Annotated in this window: 19 protein-coding genes; 10 read left to right on the plus strand and 9 right to left on the minus strand. The window is 56.2% G+C overall.

Features of this window, described 5'->3' with window-relative positions; translation table 11 throughout:
- Positions 1–216 precede the first annotated feature (216 nt).
- On the plus strand, positions 217–1,782 hold the full coding sequence (locus DBY66_RS00505; protein ID WP_039384757.1) for a TerC family protein: 1,566 nt from the start codon (positions 217–219) through the stop codon (positions 1,780–1,782).
- A gap of 47 nt (positions 1,783–1,829) precedes the next feature.
- On the opposite strand, the gene DBY66_RS00510 is transcribed toward DBY66_RS00505, so the two are convergent.
- The 4 genes from DBY66_RS00510 to pabB all read right to left on the minus strand — a co-directional run bounded on the left by DBY66_RS00510 (position 1,830) and on the right by pabB (position 7,098).
- Entirely contained in the window at positions 1,830–3,389 is a 1,560-nt protein-coding gene (locus DBY66_RS00510; RefSeq protein WP_039384755.1) for an EAL domain-containing protein, read from the minus strand.
- Between the two features lie 229 nt (positions 3,390–3,618).
- Positions 3,619–4,983, minus strand: coding sequence for an L-serine ammonia-lyase (locus DBY66_RS00515; protein WP_039384754.1), 1,365 nt, complete (start codon positions 4,981–4,983; stop codon positions 3,619–3,621).
- A 188-nt stretch (positions 4,984–5,171) separates the two neighbouring features.
- Complete coding sequence (locus tag DBY66_RS00520) at positions 5,172–5,738, minus strand: CoA pyrophosphatase (RefSeq protein ID WP_039384751.1); 567 nt, start codon at positions 5,736–5,738, stop codon at positions 5,172–5,174.
- Position 5,739: 1 nt separating this feature from the next.
- Positions 5,740–7,098: an aminodeoxychorismate synthase component 1 gene (gene pabB, locus DBY66_RS00525; RefSeq protein ID WP_108569378.1), complete on the minus strand. Its 1,359-nt coding sequence runs from the start codon at positions 7,096–7,098 to the stop codon at positions 5,740–5,742.
- Positions 7,099–7,209: 111 nt separating this feature from the next.
- Between pabB and DBY66_RS00530 the strand changes: the two genes are divergently transcribed.
- Positions 7,210–7,395: a YoaH family protein gene (locus tag DBY66_RS00530; RefSeq protein ID WP_039384746.1), complete on the plus strand. Its 186-nt coding sequence runs from the start codon at positions 7,210–7,212 to the stop codon at positions 7,393–7,395.
- Positions 7,396–7,407: 12 nt separating this feature from the next.
- Here the strand turns inward: DBY66_RS00530 and DBY66_RS00535 are convergent, their stop codons facing one another.
- On the minus strand, positions 7,408–7,752 hold the full coding sequence (locus tag DBY66_RS00535) for a RidA family protein (RefSeq protein WP_108569422.1): 345 nt from the start codon (positions 7,750–7,752) through the stop codon (positions 7,408–7,410).
- A gap of 124 nt (positions 7,753–7,876) precedes the next feature.
- Here DBY66_RS00535 and DBY66_RS00540 point away from each other — a divergent pair, with 124 nt between their 5' ends.
- From DBY66_RS00540 to rnd, 5 genes are all read left to right on the plus strand, one after another.
- A complete protein-coding gene (locus DBY66_RS00540) occupies positions 7,877–9,787 on the plus strand; it encodes an ATP-dependent DNA helicase (RefSeq protein ID WP_039384744.1) in 1,911 nt (636 codons plus the stop codon).
- Positions 9,788–9,839: 52 nt separating this feature from the next.
- Positions 9,840–10,538: a tRNA (adenosine(37)-N6)-threonylcarbamoyltransferase complex dimerization subunit type 1 TsaB gene (tsaB, locus tag DBY66_RS00545; RefSeq protein ID WP_108569377.1), complete on the plus strand. Its 699-nt coding sequence runs from the start codon at positions 9,840–9,842 to the stop codon at positions 10,536–10,538.
- 61 nt (positions 10,539–10,599) lie between these two features.
- The gene (locus DBY66_RS00550) at positions 10,600–11,193 is read left to right on the plus strand and encodes a Slp family lipoprotein (protein WP_071668868.1); all 594 of its coding nucleotides are present in this window, start codon (positions 10,600–10,602) and stop codon (positions 11,191–11,193) included.
- A gap of 205 nt (positions 11,194–11,398) precedes the next feature.
- Positions 11,399–13,075 (plus strand): long-chain-fatty-acid--CoA ligase FadD, encoded by a 1,677-nt coding sequence (gene fadD, locus DBY66_RS00555; RefSeq protein WP_139239674.1) that lies wholly within the window; start codon positions 11,399–11,401, stop codon positions 13,073–13,075.
- 99 nt (positions 13,076–13,174) lie between these two features.
- Positions 13,175–14,296, plus strand: a complete 1,122-nt coding sequence (gene rnd, locus DBY66_RS00560) for a ribonuclease D (protein WP_108569421.1) — start codon at positions 13,175–13,177, stop codon at positions 14,294–14,296.
- Positions 14,297–14,351: 55 nt separating this feature from the next.
- Here rnd and minE read toward each other — a convergent pair whose 3' ends face one another.
- The 3 genes from minE to minC are packed head-to-tail and all read right to left on the minus strand — an operon-like array spanning position 14,352 to position 16,178.
- Complete coding sequence (gene minE / locus DBY66_RS00565; protein ID WP_039384731.1) at positions 14,352–14,621, minus strand: cell division topological specificity factor MinE; 270 nt, start codon at positions 14,619–14,621, stop codon at positions 14,352–14,354.
- 3 nt (positions 14,622–14,624) lie between these two features.
- Positions 14,625–15,437, minus strand: coding sequence for a septum site-determining protein MinD (gene minD, locus DBY66_RS00570; RefSeq protein WP_039384727.1), 813 nt, complete (start codon positions 15,435–15,437; stop codon positions 14,625–14,627).
- Positions 15,438–15,470: 33 nt separating this feature from the next.
- Entirely contained in the window at positions 15,471–16,178 is a 708-nt protein-coding gene (minC, locus tag DBY66_RS00575) for a septum site-determining protein MinC (protein WP_039384722.1), read from the minus strand.
- A gap of 155 nt (positions 16,179–16,333) precedes the next feature.
- Here minC and DBY66_RS00580 point away from each other — a divergent pair, with 155 nt between their 5' ends.
- The 3 genes from DBY66_RS00580 (at position 16,334) to DBY66_RS00590 (ending at position 18,044) form a co-directional block, all read left to right on the plus strand.
- Entirely contained in the window at positions 16,334–16,609 is a 276-nt protein-coding gene (locus tag DBY66_RS00580; RefSeq protein WP_039384721.1) for a YcgL domain-containing protein, read from the plus strand.
- A 263-nt stretch (positions 16,610–16,872) separates the two neighbouring features.
- Entirely contained in the window at positions 16,873–17,532 is a 660-nt protein-coding gene (locus tag DBY66_RS00585; protein ID WP_108569376.1) for a fumarylacetoacetate hydrolase family protein, read from the plus strand.
- A 65-nt stretch (positions 17,533–17,597) separates the two neighbouring features.
- Complete coding sequence (locus DBY66_RS00590) at positions 17,598–18,044, plus strand: YcgN family cysteine cluster protein (protein ID WP_039384718.1); 447 nt, start codon at positions 17,598–17,600, stop codon at positions 18,042–18,044.
- 11 nt (positions 18,045–18,055) lie between these two features.
- Here the strand turns inward: DBY66_RS00590 and dsbB are convergent, their stop codons facing one another.
- A complete protein-coding gene (dsbB, locus tag DBY66_RS00595) occupies positions 18,056–18,586 on the minus strand; it encodes a disulfide bond formation protein DsbB (RefSeq protein ID WP_039384717.1) in 531 nt (176 codons plus the stop codon).
- Between the last annotated feature and the right edge of the window lie 57 nt (positions 18,587–18,643).

Here is an 18,643-nt window from a genome sequence, read left to right on the forward strand (position 1 = left end):
GGTAACTGATACATTAACTTTCTGTTTATTACTCAGGAGTACCGGGCTCAAGCTCACCTTTATGGACCGTCACCGACGTCGCTTCTTATCCTTACTGTGCCAGCCGGCGCAGATCGCCACGCCATTCAGCGTTATTTCGCCTTCGACTCTTCAGCTGTCTCACTTACCGGTGCAGGCTGATTTTCGTGCGTCTACTTTCTTAGCAAGGAGTCACTAATGGAGTTTCTCTTGGATCCCTCGATCTGGGCGGGGCTGTTAACGCTGATCGTGCTGGAAATTGTGCTGGGTATCGATAACCTGGTCTTTATCGCCATTCTTGCTGACAAACTGCCGCCAAAGCAGCGCGATAAAGCGCGACTGATCGGTCTGTCGCTGGCGCTGGTGATGCGCCTCGGCCTGCTCTCCCTGATCTCGTGGATGGTCACGCTGACCCGTCCGCTGTTCAGCGTGATGGATTTCAGCTTTTCCGGTCGCGATCTGATCCTGCTGTTTGGTGGCCTGTTCCTGCTTTTCAAGGCCACGATGGAGCTGCATGAGCGTCTGGAAAATAAAGGCATGGAGCAGCAGGGTAATCGCAACTATGCCAGCTTCTGGGCAGTGGTCGCACAAATCGTGGTGCTGGATGCCGTCTTCTCACTGGATGCCGTGATTACCGCAGTGGGTATGGTTAACCACCTGCCGGTGATGATGACTGCGGTGGTGATCGCAATGGGCGTAATGCTGCTGGCATCGAAGCCGCTGACTAATTTTGTCAACGCTCATCCGACGGTTGTCGTGCTCTGCCTGAGCTTCCTGCTGATGATCGGTTTGTCGCTGGTAGCGGAAGGGTTCGGTTTCCATATTCCGAAAGGTTATCTCTATGCGGCGATCGGCTTCTCAATTTTGATTGAGCTGTTTAATCAGATCGCGCGCCGTAATTTTATGCGCCATCAGGCGCGCCGGCCAATGCGTGAGCGCACGGCAGAAGCTATTTTACGCCTGATGGGCGGGCGCAATCGTCAGCAGCAGCCTTCAACGGATGAGCATACGCTGAATAACGCTATGCCGCAGGAAGCGTTTAAGGATGAAGAGCGCTATATGATTAACGGCGTACTGACGCTGTCGCAGCGCTCTATTCGCAGCATCATGACGCCGCGTGGCGATATCTCATGGGTTGATGTGACGCGTCCGCTGGATGAGATCCGTATGCAGCTGCTGGATACGCCACACAGTCTGTTTCCGGTGTGCCGCGGTGAGCTGGATGAGATTATTGGCGTGGTGCGCGCAAAAGAGCTGCTGGTGGCGCTGGAGCACGGTATGGATGTGACCACGTTCGCATCAGGCTCGCCGGCGATTGTTGTCCCTGAGACGCTGGATCCTATTAATCTGCTGGGCGTGCTGCGCCGGGCGAAAGGCAGCTTTGTTATCGTAACCAACGAATTTGGTATGGTGCAGGGTCTGATTACGCCGCTGGACGTGCTGGAAGCGATTGCCGGTGAGTTCCCGGATGAAGATGAGACGCCGGATGTGATCGCCGATGGTGATGGCTGGCTGGTCAAAGGCGGCACCGACCTGCATTCGCTTCAGCAGCTGCTCGACTACCATGAACTGGTTAAACAGGAGGACGATCACGCTTCGCTGGCGGGCCTGCTGATTGAGCAGAAAGGTCAGCTGCCGCAGCCTGGTGAGGTAATCGATCTGCCGCCGCTGCACTTTGAAATTGTTGAGGCGACAGATTACCGTATCGACCTGGTACGAGTGACCAAAGATGCGCCTCACGATGAAGATGAAGAAAACGCGTAATCGCGCGTAGCTGTTCAATCAGGGCCGTCGTGAAGACGGCCCTTTTTTTAACCCGCTGTTTCCTGATGCTGAGCCAGCCATGCCGGAAAATCTTCGATCGGCATGGGGCGCGCATAGAAGTAACCCTGCAAATGATCTACCCCGCGCTCGCGCAGATAGGAGGCCTGTTCAGCGGTCTCCACGCCTTCGGCCACCAGCGCAATCTTCAGCCGCTGCGCCAGTGAAATCACCATATCGGTTACCGTGGCGTTGATCGCGTCAGTGCCGATCGCCGCGGTAAAAATCTTGTCAATTTTCAGCACATCCGGCTGCAGATCTTTCAGGTAGGCCAGCGAACTGTGCCCGGTGCCGAAATCGTCTATCGCCAGGCGTACGCCAATGTTATGCAGCTGCGCCACGACCGACTGATCGATAACCGGCAAGGCGTCACGCTCTGTCAGCTCCACAACCAGCTGCGGATGGGGGTTAGCAGGCCACCAGATCTGCTGCAGATCTTCCACAATGGCGCGATCGTGAAAATGGCTGGCGGCGACGTTAATCGCAATATGGAACGCGCTGCTTTGCGGCAGCTGCGGCAGCGCTTCTACGGCCCGGGCAATCACGAAGCGGGTAAGGGGAGCGATCAGGTTTTGCCGTTCCGCCAGAGGGATAAAGACGTCAGGCGCAATCCATCCCTGACGCGGATTATGCCAGCGCAGCAGAAGCTCAATACCTTCACACTGTTCGCTGCGGGCATTGATCAGCGGCTGACAGTAAACCATAAACTCGCTAGCGGTGATGCCGTAGCTGATCTGCCAGCTGAGGCTCATGCGATTGGCCGTTGCCAGCCAGACAATATAGCCAATCAGCAGGCTCAGCATCACCGCCAGCGGCAGCTGGGAAGGCAGCGTATTTAACGCCAGGCGCGCCGGCGAAGGGCCGTAGAGCGTAATGGTGAACGGGTAGCGTAAAGATGCCTGATCGTAAGCGACCTCGTCATCCGAGGGCACCGTATGTTCAATCATCGGATTACCATACTCAAGGCTCTGGCCGCCCACGTTGAAAATAGCCCGCTCTACCCACGGCAGCTGAGGCTCAAGCAGATAATTGCTCATCAGTTCAACATTCACCACCTGCAGCAAGCCATCGCGATTATCCAGCGACTTTGGCGTCCAGAGCAGCAGCACCGGCGAGCCTTTAAGCAGATAATCATCTGTGGTCAGCAGCATGCGCTGATTATTGAGCGCCAGCTCCGGATAGGTCTGACTAAAAGAGATATCGCGGGCGCCATAGATGCTGGAGCAGTAGATAGTGTCATTTTGCACCAGCAGCACGGTGCGTACCGTCTGCAGCGCAGCGATCTTTTCAATCAGCGGATAACGCACCAGCGAACAGGGCAGGCCCACCAGGCCCAGCGTGTTATTGGCGGAGACGTCCAGCGGCGAGAACATACGGTCAAAGCGCTCAATGGCGCGGCTGGCAAAGTTAAGAGACTGCTGCTCAATACGTGACTTCTCTTCGATATAACGAAAAGTCAGGGTAAGGATCAAAACCAGCGTCGCGATCACTAACGCAATAAGCAGCCGCTTACGGCGAAATTGACCCACAAATTGCTGGGGAATGAGCATCAGTAACCACCTTGTTAAGACACAGACCAGGAGCAAATTAACGTGAAGGTTATCGGCATCGGGACGGCCAGGTTTAGCGCTGCCCGTTAAAAAAGCAGGCAATAAAAATTGCGTCCTGCCGGATCCGCGCAGGAAAATTACAATATCTGGTTTGGCAACGCCGAGGTAGGTAAAAAAGCAGAAATCAGTATGAGTGCGCTGATTTTAACCAGCGCACTCCGGACAGGTATCAGTCACACTGAACTTTGATGGCCAGACCGCCACGCGAGGTTTCGCGATATTTAGCGTTCATATCTTTACCGGTCTCATACATGGTCTCAATGACTTTATCCAGCGAGACGCGCGGGGCGCTGGTCCGGCGCAGCGCCATGCGCGCTGAGTTGATGGCTTTGACCGATGCAATAGCATTGCGCTCAATGCAGGGCACCTGCACCTGACCGGCAACCGGATCGCAGGTCAGACCCAGGTTATGCTCCATACCAATTTCCGCGGCCACGCAGACCTGCTCCGGGCTGGCGCCCAGCAGCTCCGCCAGACCCGCCGCCGCCATAGAGCAGGCCACGCCCACTTCACCCTGACAGCCTACTTCGGCACCGGAGATAGAGGCGTTCATTTTATAGAGAATACCGATAGCGCCTGACGCGAGAAAATAACGGATAAAGATATCGGGCGTGACGCTTTCGATAAAGTGATCGTAATAGGCAAGCACCGCCGGCACGATGCCGCAGGCTCCGTTAGTCGGGGCCGTTACCACGCGTCCGCCTGCCGCATTCTCTTCGTTTACCGCCAGGGCAAACATATTGACCCAGTCGATAACGTTCATTGGATCATTGGAGTGCTTGGTCGATGAGACCAGCAGGCGACGCAAAGAGGCGGCACGGCGCGGAACGCGCAGCGGCCCCGGCAGCACGCCTTCGGTGTTCAGACCGCGGTCAATACACGCCTGCATGGTCTGCCAGACATCGGTAAAATAGCGGGTGATCTCTTCACGGCTGTGCAGCGCCAGCTCATTTTGCATCACCAGTCCTGAAAGCGACATGCCGGTCTCGCTGCAGTGGCTGAGCAGCTCTTTTGCCGAGTGAAACGCATAAGGTACCGCGACTTCGTCCAGCACCGGCTGGCCAAAATGCGCTTCATCCACGATAAACCCGCCGCCAATTGAGTAGTAGGTTTTCGTCAGAATCAGCAGATCGCCGGCAAACGCATACAGCGTCATACCGTTTTCATGCAGCGAAAGATTCTCACTGCGGAACACCATGCCGCCTTCGCGTGGAAAGTCGACCTCATGCGCGCCCTTAGCCAGCAGCAGGCGCTCACGCGTTTCCGTATCTTTAATAAATGCCGGGATCGCATCAATATCCACGGTGGCAGGTTCATAACCCGCCAGACCCATAATGATAGCGATATCCGTATGGTGACCTTTGCCGGTCAGCGAGAGAGAGCCATACACATCCACCGCTACGCGCGTGACATCCTGCAGTTTGCCCTGCTCAGCCAGCAGATCCACAAACTGTTTGCCCGCTTTCATCGGACCTACGGTATGTGAACTGGATGGGCCGATGCCCACTTTGAACATGTCAAAAACACTAATCAACGGTAACGCTCCTCACAAATACGGGGTTCTGCGGCCTGAGCCGTAATTGCGGCTAATAGTAATCGCCACGGCGGGCGAAAGAACAGCTTTTCGCATGAAATAATCTAATTATAAACCGCAGAAATAGTTATCAATCCATACCTTTGTGAAGTGGATCGATTTTTCAGCTATGAGTTTACACACGGCATTCAGGGCAGCGCGATCTGCTGACCAAGCGCACGAATAATTCCGGCCGTCATGCCCCAGATAAAATAATCGTTATACCAGGAGAGCCATATCCGGTGCTGACGCTGGCCGCGATATAACGTCAGCGGATGATAGCGGGCCAGATGCAGTGCTTCACGCAGCGGCATGGTAAAGGCGCTTTCGACTTCATCCGGGTTCAGACGGAGCGGCATGGCTGGCAGGATCCCCACCACCGGCGTGACGGCAAAACCGGTACTGCTGGTGACCGCCGGCAGTACACCGGCTATCTGCACCTGACGGGGATCGATCCCGATCTCTTCCTGCGCTTCACGCAGCGCGGTATCGATCAATGACGTATCGCTGGCATCCTGCATGCCGCCCGGAAAAGCGACCTGGCCGGCATGTTTACGCAGCAGCGCCGAGCGCCGCGTCAGCAGCAGTGCCGGCTCGGCGCTGTTGATAATCGGCACCAGCACTGCCGCATGACGTCCGGCAGGGGCCGGCAGGCGTGCGGGTGGCGGAGGCTGCAGCATAAAACGCGTCAGAAACTGGCTGAGTTCGGCAGTCATATTACTTCTCATCGCTGAGGCAGGGCAGAATGCGGTTAACCTTATGGAAGGTCTCTTCATATTCAGATTGCAGATCGCTGTCAGCCACCAGTCCGCCACCGGCGGCGCAGTAGAGGGTATTGTTTTCAGCGATCAGCGTACGAATGGTAATACTGCTGTCCATACGGCCACACAGGCTGATATAGCCTATGCTGCCGCACCAGGCGTTGCGACGATGCGGCTCCAGCTCTTCGATAATCTCCATCGCACGGATTTTTGGCGCTCCGGTGATTGAGCCGCCTGGAAAGCAGGCGCGCAGCAGATCGGTGGCGCGCAGCCTGTCGGGCAGACGGGCCCGCACGGTGCTCACCAGATGATGCACTGCCGGAAAGGGTTCAACCACAAACAGCTCAGGCACGCTCACGCTGCCGGGTTCAGCCACCCGACCAATATCATTACGCATCAGATCAACAATCATCAGATTCTCCGCACGATCTTTCGCGGAGTGCGCCAGCTTTTCCGCCTGCAGACGATCGGCCTCTGCATCGGCCAGACGCGGCAGCGTGCCTTTGATCGGACGCGTTTCAATAACGTTTTGCTGCAGAGAGAGAAAACGTTCCGGCGACAGGCTGAGCAGCGCGCTGTCCGGCAGACGCAGAAAGGCGCTAAAGGGCGCGCGATTGGCGCGCGTAAGGCGCAGAAACGCCTGCCACTCATCCCCGCTATAGCGCGCCTCGAAACGCTGAGCAAGATTGACCTGATAGCAGTCACCTGCCTGAATATACGCCTGTACAGCATTGAAGCGTGCTGCATAGGCTTCGCGCGTCAGGTCAGAGCGCCACGCGCTGGTTAAGTGAAACGCACGCGGCAGCGGAACCGCCTGCGCCTGCAGCCAGCGCCAGCGCGCGTCAGCATCGCTGAGAGAGACCAGCGTAAGCCGCTGCAGGTGATGATCGGCAATCAGCGCCCAGTCATAAAGGCCCACTGCCATATCAGGCGTCTGCAGATCCTGCTGCGCCACCGCCGGCAGCTGTTCAAACCGGCGGCCGAGATCGTAGCCAAACAGGCCCAGCGCACCGCCCTGAAAAGGCAGATCGGGATGGGAGGCGGGCTGCAGGCCCAGCCGGTCAATCTGCCGCTGCAGCAGCTGTAGCGGATCCTCCTCAGAGCGCTGAATGCCGGTGCCATCATCGGTTTCGGTATACCCGCCGCGCGTGATGAGCGTGATGCGCGGATCGGCGGTCAGAATATCAAAGCGGTTATCGGCGTGATCGGCCTGACCTGAGGTCAGCAGCATGGCCCACGGGCGATGCGCCAGCGTGGCAAAGCGGTTCAGCAGTGCATCGGGACTATAGGTAAGCGTGAGGGTTTTCGCGATCATGGGTTCAGCAGCATTCAACAGGCAGAGGCGTAGCCTGGCATATTTTTTTGCCACTGGCACCTGTTTGTTCCGCGTGGGATAATGCCCGTCCGATTTAATCTGGAGTAACGTATGTTTACAGGGCTTCCGGCACTATCTCATGAGCAGCAGCAGCAGGCGGTTGAGCGAATTCAGGAACTGATGGCGGGCGGCATGGCCAGCGGCCAGGCGATTGCGCAGGTGGCGCAGGAAATTCGTGAGACCTTTACCGGTGAGGCGATTCGGGCACGCTTCGAAGATGAAGATGAAAACGAATAGTGCCCGTGCCGCTTAACGTGCGGCGATAATTTTTATTTCTACTTTATATTTCGGGTTCATCAGTCCGGCCTGTACGGTGCAGCGTACCGGCGCGTTGCCCGGTGATACCCATGCGTCCCAGGCGCGATTCATCGCCGCAAAATCCGCTTTATCCACCAAAAAAATCGTGGCGTCGAGAATATTGCTCTTGTCCGATCCGGCACGCGTCAGAATACGATCGATAACTGCCAGCGCGTCGGCCGTCTGCGCCTCCGCATCGGCATCCAGATTTTCCGGGACGCTGGTGTAGTAGATCGTATTGTCGTGTATTACGGCTTCGGACATACGATGTTCGGGATCGATACGCGTAATAGACATGCTGTTCTCCTCTGTTTTTTGCTGCGCCAGCCTGGCATAACCGGGCTGCGATGTCATCTGTTGTGGTCGCGTCTGCGGAATCCTGACATAATCACAGTGTTTTTCAGGTTACAGGTGAGGATGTGTGGCAGACGATTTTGCAGCAGATGGCGCGTTAGCGCAGGCAATTCCGGGTTTTAAACCGCGTGCGGCCCAGCATGAGATGGCACAGGCGGTCACGGCAGCGGTAACGCACGGCGGTGAGCTGGTGGTGGAGGCGGGCACCGGAACCGGTAAAACCTACGCCTATCTGGCGCCTGCACTGCGCGCAAAAAAGAAAGTCATTGTCTCTACCGGCTCCAAAGCGCTGCAGGATCAGCTCTACAATCGCGATTTGCCCACCATTGCCCGGGCGCTCAAATTCAGCGGAAAAACTGCGCTGCTGAAAGGCCGCTCTAACTATCTTTGTCTCGAACGTATGGAGCAGCAAAACCAGAGCGGCGGCGATCTTACCGTACAGGCGCTGGGCGATCTTATCCACGTGCGCAGCTGGTCATCGGAAACCAAAGATGGCGATATCAGCAACTGCGCCGGTGTCGCTGAAGATAGCCCTGTCTGGCCTTACGTCACCAGCACCAATGACAACTGTCTTGGCAGCGACTGCCCGCTCTATAAAGAGTGTTTTGTCGTAAAAGCGCGTAAAAAAGCGATGGATGCTGACGTTGTGGTGGTCAACCATCATCTGTTTCTGGCTGACCTGGTGGTCAAAGAGGGCGGGTTTGGCGAGCTGATCCCGGAAGCGGACGTAATGATCTTCGATGAGGCACATCAGCTGCCCGACATCGCCAGCCAGTACTTTGGCCAGCAGCTCTCCAGCCGTCAGCTGCAGGATCTCGCCAAAGATATCATTCTTGCCTATCGCACCGAGGTGCGTGATGTGCAGCAGCTGCAGAAATCTGCCGATCGTCTGGCGCAGTGTGCGCAGGATTTTCGCCTGACGCTTGGCGAACCCGGCTTTCGCGGTAATCTGCGCGATCTGCTCAGTGATAACAACGTCATGCGCATGTTTACTCTGCTGGATGATGCGCTGGAACTCTGTTACGACGTCATTAAACTCTCCCTGGGACGCTCAGCGCTGCTTGACGCGGCCTTTGAGCGCGCGGCGCTCTATCGCACCCGCCTGAAGCGTTTACGTGCCATCAGCGAACCCGGTTTCAGCTACTGGTATGAATGTACCAGCCGGCATTTTACGCTGGCGCTGACGCCGCTTTCAGTTGCGGAGCGCTTTCGCGAAGTGATGGATACGCGTAAAGCGGCCTGGGTGTTTACGTCCGCCACGCTGGCGGTGAATGAACAGGTCGGGCATTTCGCCAGTCGGCTCGGGGTTGAGCAGGCGCAGACGCTGATCCTCGACAGTCCGTTTGACTACGCCCGGCAGGCGCTCCTGTGCGTGCCGCGCAACATGCCGGAGCCAAATGCGCCTGGCGGGGCCCGGCAGCTGGCGCGGATGATGAAGCCGCTGATTGATGCCAATAAAGGACGCTGCTTTTTTCTCTGCACCTCACACAAGATGATGCGTGAGCTGGCGGCCGAGTTTCGTGCATCAATGACTCTGCCGGTGCTGCTGCAGGGCGAGACCAGCAAAGGGCAGCTGCTGAAGCAGTTCCTGGAGGCGGGTAATGCGCTGCTGGTTGCCACCAGCAGCTTCTGGGAAGGTGTCGACGTGCGCGGCGATGCCCTGTCGCTGGTCATTATTGATAAACTGCCGTTTACCTCGCCAGACGATCCGCTGCTGAAGGCGCGCATGGAGGATTGCCGGCTGCGCGGCGGCGATCCGTTCAGTGATGTGCAGCTGCCGGATGCAGTAATCACCCTCAAACAGGGGGTGGGGCGTTTGATCCGCGACACCGCCGATCGCGGCGTACTGGTGATTTGCGATCAGCGTCTGGTCTCCCGCCCCTACGGCGAACTCTTTCTCAACAGCCTGCCACCCACGCCGCGGACCCGCGATCTGGCGCGTGCGATCGACTTTGTCCGGCAGGCTGAGGAACACTAATTTATGCCGCTTTGTGATAAGATGCGCGCCATTTTGATTCTCTGAGGTTGTTATGTCCGCCCGAATTTTAGCACTGGACACGGCGACAGAAGCCTGTTCTGCCGCGCTGCTGAATCAGCAGCAGCTCGATGCCCGTTTTGAAATTGCTCCGCGCGATCACACGCAGCGCATTCTGCCGCTGGTGCAGTCGCTGCTGCAGGCGCAGCAGCTGGACCTGACCGCGCTGGATGCGCTGGCGTTTGGGCGCGGGCCGGGTAGTTTTACCGGCGTTCGCATTGGTATTGGCATTGCGCAGGGGCTGGCGCTGGGCGCAAACTTACCCATGATTGGCGTCTCTTCGCTGGCAACGATGGCGCAGGGGGCCTGGCGGCTGACCGGTGCCACTCGTGTGCTGGTGGCGATTGATGCACGCATGGGTGAAGTCTACTGGGCTGAATATCAGCGCGATGATGCGGGTCACTGGCACGGCGCCGACAGCGAAGCGGTGCTGAAGCCTGAGGCTGCCGCCGCTCGCATCGCGGCGCTGAGCGGCGAATGGGCGACCGCAGGTACCGGCTGGCAGGCATGGCCTGAGCTGATGACCACGCCGGGCGCAACGCTACTGGCCACCCCGGTTACGCTGCCCGCGGCTGAAGATATGCTGCCGCTGGCGCTGCAGGCGTGGCAGCGAGGCGACACCGTAGCGGTTGAGCATGCAGAGCCGGTTTATCTGCGTAACGAAGTGGCGTGGAAAAAGTTGCCCGGACGCTGAGCCGCCACGCAACTTATTTTTGCACCTCCAGTCTAAATTAAAAATTACAGGAGATGTGCTTATGCCAGGTTATCGTGCTGGAATCGCTGGTGGCGTACTGGCGTGTGTATTGCTGCTGAGCGGCTGCGTCAGCGTACCCGATTCTATTAAAGGAAGCTCGGCGCTTCCGCAGCAGGATTTATTGCGCGTGATGAATGCTCCTCAGCTCTATACCGGGCAGGAGTCACGCTTTGGCGGTAAAGTGGTTCGCGTTACAAACCTCAACGGACTGACGCGGCTGGAGATAGCCACGCAGCCGCTGGATGAGAGCGCACGGCCCCGGCTGGGGGCTGCCTCAATCGGACGGATATATGCCGATCTCAAAGGATTTGTCGATCCGGTTGATGTGAATAACCAATATGTTACGGTGCTGGGTACCATCAAAGGCACCGAAAAAGGTGAAATTGGCAAGGCCAGTTATAACTTTGTTGTGATTGATGTGCGCGGCTATCAGCGCTGGCATCTGACTCAGCAGGTAATGACGCCGCCGCAGCCAATCGATCCCTGGATCGGATATGGCCCGACGCGGCATCATCCGGGTTACTGGGGGCCAAACCCTTACTGGGGGATGAACCTGGGGGGGCCGGCTCAGGTACAGACTATTCTGACCGAGTAGCCGCCACATACTTTTCCGGCCCGGTTGCGGTGCACGCAGCCGGGCTTTTTTATTGGGCGCGTAACCGGCGCGCGAAATTTAGTGATGGGCTTCGCAACCTGAAAATGCCGTAACCGGCAAACTGGTACAATCAGTTAAAGTATTGTTAATAACACTGATTGCAGAGGCGGCGATGGCTACGCAACAAGAATATCGGGGTGACTCTTTGACCAAAGTTTGGCTGAAACGCTATCCGCCAGATGTGCCAGCAGAAATAAATGCCGACCGTTATCCCTCTCTGGTCGATCTCTTTGAACATGCGGTGTTGCACTATGCCGACAACGTTGCCTTTATCAATATGGGGCAGCCGCTGACCTATCGCCAGCTCGACGCGCAGAGCCGCGACTTTGCCGCCTGGCTGCAGCAGGGGCTGGGACTGCAGCAGGGCGATCGCGTGGCGCTGATGATGCCTAATCTGCTGCAGTATCCGGTGGCGTTGTTTGGCGTACTGCGTGCCGGTATGGTGGTGGTAAATGTTAACCCGCTCTATACCCCGCGCGAGCTGAAACATCAGCTCAATGACAGCGGTGCCAGCGCCATTGTTATCGTTTCCAATTTTGCTCACACGCTGGAAAAAGTTGTGGCAGAGACGGCGGTAAAGCACGTGATGCTGACGCGGATGGGCGATCACCTGGCACCGGTCAAAGCGACGCTGGTGAACTTTGTGGTCAAATATGTCAAAAAGCTGGTGCCGAAATACCATTTGCCCGGAGCTGTACCGCTGCGGCATGCGCTGCAGCAGGGCGCACGCATGGCTTATCAGCGTCCGGCGCTCAGCAATGACGATCTGGCATTTCTGCAGTATACCGGGGGCACCACCGGCGTCGCCAAAGGCGCGATGCTCACCCATGGCAACATGCAGGCAAACCTGGAGCAGACAAAAGCCACCTACGGCAAACTGCTGCGCGCCGGGCAGGAGCAGGTGGTAACGGCGCTGCCGCTCTACCATATTTTTGCGCTGACGGTTAACTGTCTGCTGTTCCTCGATCTGGGCGGCACTAATCTGCTGATTACCAATCCGCGCGACATACCCGGATTCGTTAAAGAGCTGGCTAAGTTTCCTTTTACCGCCATTACCGGCGTAAACACGCTGTTCAATGCGCTGCTGAATGATGAAAACTTTAATAAACTCGATTTCTCCACGCTGCGGCTCTCCGCTGGCGGAGGCATGTCGGTTCAGAAAGCGGTAGCGGAGCGCTGGGAAAAGCTTACCGGGCATTACCTGCTTGAAGGCTACGGCCTCACCGAATGCTCCCCGCTGGTATCGGTTAACCCTTACGATATTACCTGCCATACCGGCAGTATCGGCCTGCCGGTGCCCTCTACTGATATCCGGGTTATTGACGATCAGGATAATGATGTGACGCCGGGTGAGCCGGGTGAGCTCTGTATCCGCGGCCCGCAGGTGATGGCGGGCTACTGGCAGCGTCCTGATGCCACGCTGGAAGTGCTGAAAAATGGCTGGCTGCATACCGGCGATATTGTTACCGTGGACAGTGAAGGGTTTATCCGGATTGTCGATCGTAAAAAAGATATGATTCTGGTATCCGGCTTCAACGTCTATCCTAACGAAATTGAAGATGTGCTGATGCAGCATCCAAAAATTCGTGAAGCTGCAGCGATTGGCGTGCCAAGCGAACTCTCGGGTGAAGCGGTGAAGGTCTGTATCGTTAAAAAGGATCCCGGGCTGACTAAAGAAGAGGTGCTGGATCACTGCCGTCGTCAGCTGACCGGCTACAAGGTGCCGAAAATTATCGAGTTTCGTGAAGAGCTGCCAAAGACAAACGTGGGCAAAATTTTACGCCGCGAACTGCGCGATGAGGCGAAGCGGGAAGGGCAGTAGTGTCGCCATGCTTCCCCAGGTTAACGCCGGCTACGACCGGCGTTTTTATTGTTTTTAACATGGAGCGCTGCGCGGGGTTTGCGCAGCGGGAATAAATACGTGAATTACACCCTGATCGACCAAGACCACCAGCTGGCTGACGTGTGCCGCCTGGCTCGCCAGCATGATGCTGTTGCTCTGGATACTGAATTTGTACGTACCCGGACCTACTATCCTCAGCTCGGGCTGATTCAGCTGTTTGATGGCGAACAGCTGGTTCTGATCGATCCACTGCCGATTGGTGACTGGACGCCGTTTATCGCCCTGCTGCAGGATACGCAGGTGACTAAATTCCTGCACGCCGGAGGCGAAGATCTGGAAGTCTTTCTGCATCGCTTTGGTTGCCTGCCGCAGCCGATGATCGATACGCAGATTCTGGCCGCCTTTTCCGGCCAGCCGCTCTCCTGGGGATTTGCAGCGATGGTTAATCACTTTAACCAGATTGAACTGGATAAAAGTGAGGCCCGCACCGACTGGCTTGCGCGCCCGCTGACCGAGCGTCAGCGCCAGTATGCCGCAGCGGATGTCGCCTACCTGCTGCCTATTGCCCGTGAGCTGATGGCGCAGACTGAAGCCGCCGGCAACATGAAGGCCGCCCTGAGCGAGTGCGACATGCTGTGTCAGCGCCGGCTCGATATATTGCAGCCTGAAGAGGCATGGCGCGATATTACCAACGCCTGGCAGCTGCGTCCGCGCCAGCTGGCCGCACTGCAGCGCCTGGCGGCCTGGCGCCTGAAGGTCGCGCGTCAGAAAGATATGGCGGTTAATTTTGTGGTACGTGAAGAAAATTTGTGGAAGGTCGCTCGCTATCTGCCCGGCAGCCTCGGTGAACTGGATCACCTTGGACTCAACGGCCATGAAATCCGTTTTCACGGTAAAGCGATGATTGATCAGGTCGCTGAGGCGCAGGCACAGGATGAGGCAACGCTACCGGCACCGCTGCCCAATCTTATTGAGCATCCGCACTATAAGCAGGTCTTTAAAGCGATTAAAGCGCTGGTACAGCAGGTAAGCGAAGAGACGGGATATGGTCAGGAACTGCTGGCTTCACGCCGTCAGATTAATCAGGTTCTCAGCGTGTTCTGGGGGCTGAAATCAGCAAACCGTCCACCCGAACTGCTGAACGGCTGGCGTGGCGAGCTGCTGAAGCCGGGAATCGACAAGATTCTGCAGGCACTTTAAGCGCGCTGTTTTCCCCTGCGCTATTACGCAGGGGAAACGCTGCGATCCGCTACACTCATTTCGGCGCGTCTTCCGTTTCCGGCAGCGTCACGTTCAGCTCCAGAATCGAAATATCGTCGCCTTTCTGATCGAGCTGTACTGTCACCATATCGGGATCGATTTTGACATATTTGCAGATCACTTCCAGGATATCGCGTTTAAGCTGAGGCAAATAGTGGGGCTCACTGTCGCCCCTCCTGCGTTCAGCAACGATGATCTGCAGCCGCTCCTTGGCTATATTGGCTGTGCTCTTTTTACGGGATAAAAAGAAATCGAGTAAGGCCATTGGTTATCCCCCGAACAGGCGTTTCAGGAAACCCTTCTTCTCTTCTTCAATAAAGCGGAAGGGGCGTTCTTCGCCAAGCAGGCGTTCTACGGTATCAGCATAAGCTTTACCGGCGTCAGAATTGATGTCGAGGATCACCGGTTCGCCCTGGTTTGAGGCGCGCAGCACAGACTGATCTTCCGGAATAACACCGACCAGCGGAATACGCAGGATTTCCAGCACATCTTCCATGCTGAGCATATCGCCACGGGTCACACGGCCTGGGTTGTAACGGGTCAGCAGCAGATGCTCTTTGACCGGGTCCTGGCTGTTTTCAGCACGGCGCGATTTAGAGGAGATAATGCCCAGAATACGGTCAGAGTCGCGTACGGATGAGACTTCCGGGTTGGTTGTGATGATCGCTTCATCAGCGAAGTAAAGCGCCATCAGCGCGCCGGTTTCGATACCCGCCGGGGAGTCACAGACGATAAAATCGAACTCCATAGCGGCTAAATCGTTCAGCACTTTCTCTACGCCTTCGCGCGTCAGAGCGTCTTTATCACGCGTCTGTGATGCCGGCAGAATGTAGAGCTGCTCGGTGCGTTTATCGCGGATCAGCGCCTGATTCAGGGTGGCATCACCCTGAATAACATTCACAAAGTCATACACGACGCGACGTTCACAGCCCATAATCAAATCGAGATTACGCAGACCGATATCGAAGTCGATAACAACGGTTTTTTTGCCCTTTTGCGCTAACCCTGTCGCGATGGCCGCGCTTGACGTGGTCTTGCCAACGCCCCCTTTGCCCGATGTTACTACAATAATGCGTGCCATAAATGTTGATTTCCTTAACGAAAGAAAAGGGGCCTAATTAAGTGTCTGGATGGTAAGCGCGCCCTCTTTCAGACAGAGGCGCGCCGCTTTACCAAAAAATTCCGCCGGAATCTGATCCATGATCCAGTACTCACCGGCGATTGAGACCAGCTCAGCGGCAAGGTGAGTACAAAAAATCTGGCAGTCACGATCGCCACTGGCGCCTGCCAGCGCCCGGCCGCGCATCATGCCGTAAATATGTATATTGCCATCGGCAACCAGTTCTGCTCCGGCGCTAACGCTGCTGGTCACAATCAGGTCGGCGTTACGGGCATAAATCTGCTGACCGGAACGCACTGGCGTATTCACCACGCGCGTTTTGTTAATGCTCTCGGTAACAACAGCGGGTGCAGCAGCTTCTTCCGCAGGCGGCGCTTCAGCCGTTTTGCGGTTCTCTTTGCCTTCAGAGAGCACCGGTAAGCCCGCGCGGGCCACCATTTTTTTCTGGGCGTCATCTTTGCAACCGCTGACGCCAACGATACGCAGCCCGGTGGCGCTGATCGCCTGCTGCATCTGCTTCCAGTTAATATCTCCGGATAGCGCTGAGATGTTCAGGACGACCGGAGCGTTCTGTAAAAAGGCCGGCGCCTGATCGATCTTCTCCTGCAGCGCCTGACGAATCACATCGGGTTGTGAATGGTGCAGATGAACAACTGACAGGGTAAAACTGCTTCCCTTGAATTCGATTGGCGATTGCGGCATCTGTCCTGGCTCAGTCCTGTTTTTTTTGACCCGGAGATGAACGTCGATAAAATCGCCATTAACATCATCGGGTCAATATTCGAAGTTCTGCAAGCATGTTATAGTTACTGTAATATTCAGGCAAGTGACGCTAACAGTTAATTCGAGTAAAAAATATGTTTTGTGTGATCTATAGAAGCCCGCAACGCGACCAGACTTATCTTTATGTAGAAAAAAAGGACGATTTCTCCCGCGTGCCGGAAGCGCTGCTTAAAGGTTTTGGCAAGCCGCAGTTAGCGATGGTGCTGTCGCTGGACAAGCGTGAGAGACTGGCCAACGCCGACATTGAAAAGGTAAAGCAGGGACTGCGCGAGCAGGGTTTTTATTTGCAGATCCCGCCGCCTGTAGAAAGTTTGCTCAACGTCCATCTTGAGCAGGGTAAAGAAGTTTAATTCAGATTCATCTGTAAAAAATATAGCCTGTAAATATATTCAGTGTTCAGTGATTAATTAATTGCCCATGTTCCATCCTGTCGTGGGCAATTAATATTTGTTTGCCCGCCGTCGTAAGAAAGATAAATCTCTTTTGACAATTTCTGTTACACCTGTCGCGATAACCGTTAATATTATCTTTACTGGCGCCCCGTTCCGGCCGCTACTCACAGAGCCTCTGTCATCCCGACAGAGCGCAGACATAACTCAGGCAGGTGAAAAATATGTATCAGCATCGTAACTGGCAGGGTGCTCTGCTGGATTTTCCGGTCAGCAAAGTGGTATGCGTAGGCAGTAATTATGCAAAACATATTAAAGAAATGGGAAGCGCAACGCCGGATGAGCCGGTGCTGTTTATCAAACCTGAGACAGCCTTATGCGATTTGCGGCAGCCGCTCTCTATCCCGACCGCGTCAGGCGACGTACATCATGAAGTGGAACTCGCTGTCCTGATCGGCGCCACGTTAAAGCAGGCCAGCGAAGAGCATGTGGCAAAAGCGATTGCGGGTTACGGCGTAGCGCTGGACCTTACGCTGCGCGATCTGCAGGCGGGGTTCAAAAAAGCGGGTCAGCCCTGGGAGCGCGCGAAAGGGTTCGACAACGCCTGTCCGCTTTCCGGCTTTATTCCGGTCGGTGAGTACACGGGCGATCCGCAAAACAGCGAGCTGCAGCTGGTGGTGAACGGAGAGCGGCGTCAGCATGGTTCTACGTCCGATATGATCCACAAAATCAAGCCGCTCATCGCCTATATGAGCCAGTTTTTTACGCTGCGCGCGGGCGATGTGATCCTGACCGGCACGCCAGAGGGCGTAGGCCCGCTGCGCTCAGGGGATAAACTTGAGATATCGCTGGCGGGTCACGGTATCAGCACGCGCGTGCTGTAATACTTGCATCACCGCATCTTAACCTTTATAAGGTGCGGTTTTGCTGAACAACCCGGACCGCAATGATGAGTGACCAACCTTTCTGGCAGACCAAACGTCTGGAACAAATGGACGACGCTGAGTGGGAATCGCTGTGTGACGGCTGCGGACAGTGCTGTCTGAATAAGCTGCAGGACGCCGATACGGATGAGATCTATTTCACCAATGTCGCCTGCAACCAGCTGAATATTAAAACCTGCCAGTGCCGCAACTACGAACGCCGGTTTGAGTATGAAGAAGATTGTATCAAGCTCACGCGTGAAAACCTCACAACTTTTAACTGGCTGCCGCGCACCTGCGCCTACCGGCTGCTTGGCGAAGGCAAAGCGCTGCCCGCCTGGCATCCGCTGCTGGCGGGATCAAAAAAAGCGATGCATGCCCAGCGGATCTCGGTGCGCTACATCGCTGTACGCGAAAGTGAAGTACGCGACTGGGAAGATCACATTATTGACCGACCCGATCGGAATGGCTGATTCTGCGTCCCTCAGCGGCCAAACAGGTTGCGCTGACGCGGCCTGAATATCTGAGCAACAAGTACCACTATCGCCACCAGCAGGTAGGCGGCAAAAATGGCGATCATCCACTGCGGCATGCTCCAGCCGAGGAGCGTCCAGCCGCGCTCAGCGCAGTCGCCGCTGGCAACAAATACCGCGGGCAGCCATTTGTCCAGCGGCAGCCATGCCGGAAAGCGTGCGGCAAAGTCGCAGGTGACAAACGGGTTAGGGTGCAGCTGCAGCATGGTATGCTCCCAGGATAAGCGCAGGCCCTCAGCGGCGCTGTAGATCCAGATGGCCAGGCTGGCCCAGCGCAGCGGAGTCTGCGGCGCAATAGCGCCCACCACGCCTGCCGCCATTACGCCAAACAGCGCACACCGCTCGTAGATACACATCACGCAGGGCTTAAGCCCCATACCGTGCTGGAAGAACAGCGCCACCAGCTCCAGCGCCAGCGCGGTCAATGCCAGCAGCAGCCAGGCGCCACGCCCGCGCGAGCAGAGATTCAGATATCGCAACATAGTGGATTTCCCTTAGCTATCAGTGCCTGGCAGTGTAAACCAAAAGCCTGACGCTGC

The sequence above is a fragment of the Pantoea sp. RIT413 genome (genome assembly GCF_003057675.2).
In the GTDB taxonomy this organism is placed as follows: Bacteria; Pseudomonadota; Gammaproteobacteria; order Enterobacterales; family Enterobacteriaceae; genus Pantoea; species Pantoea eucrina.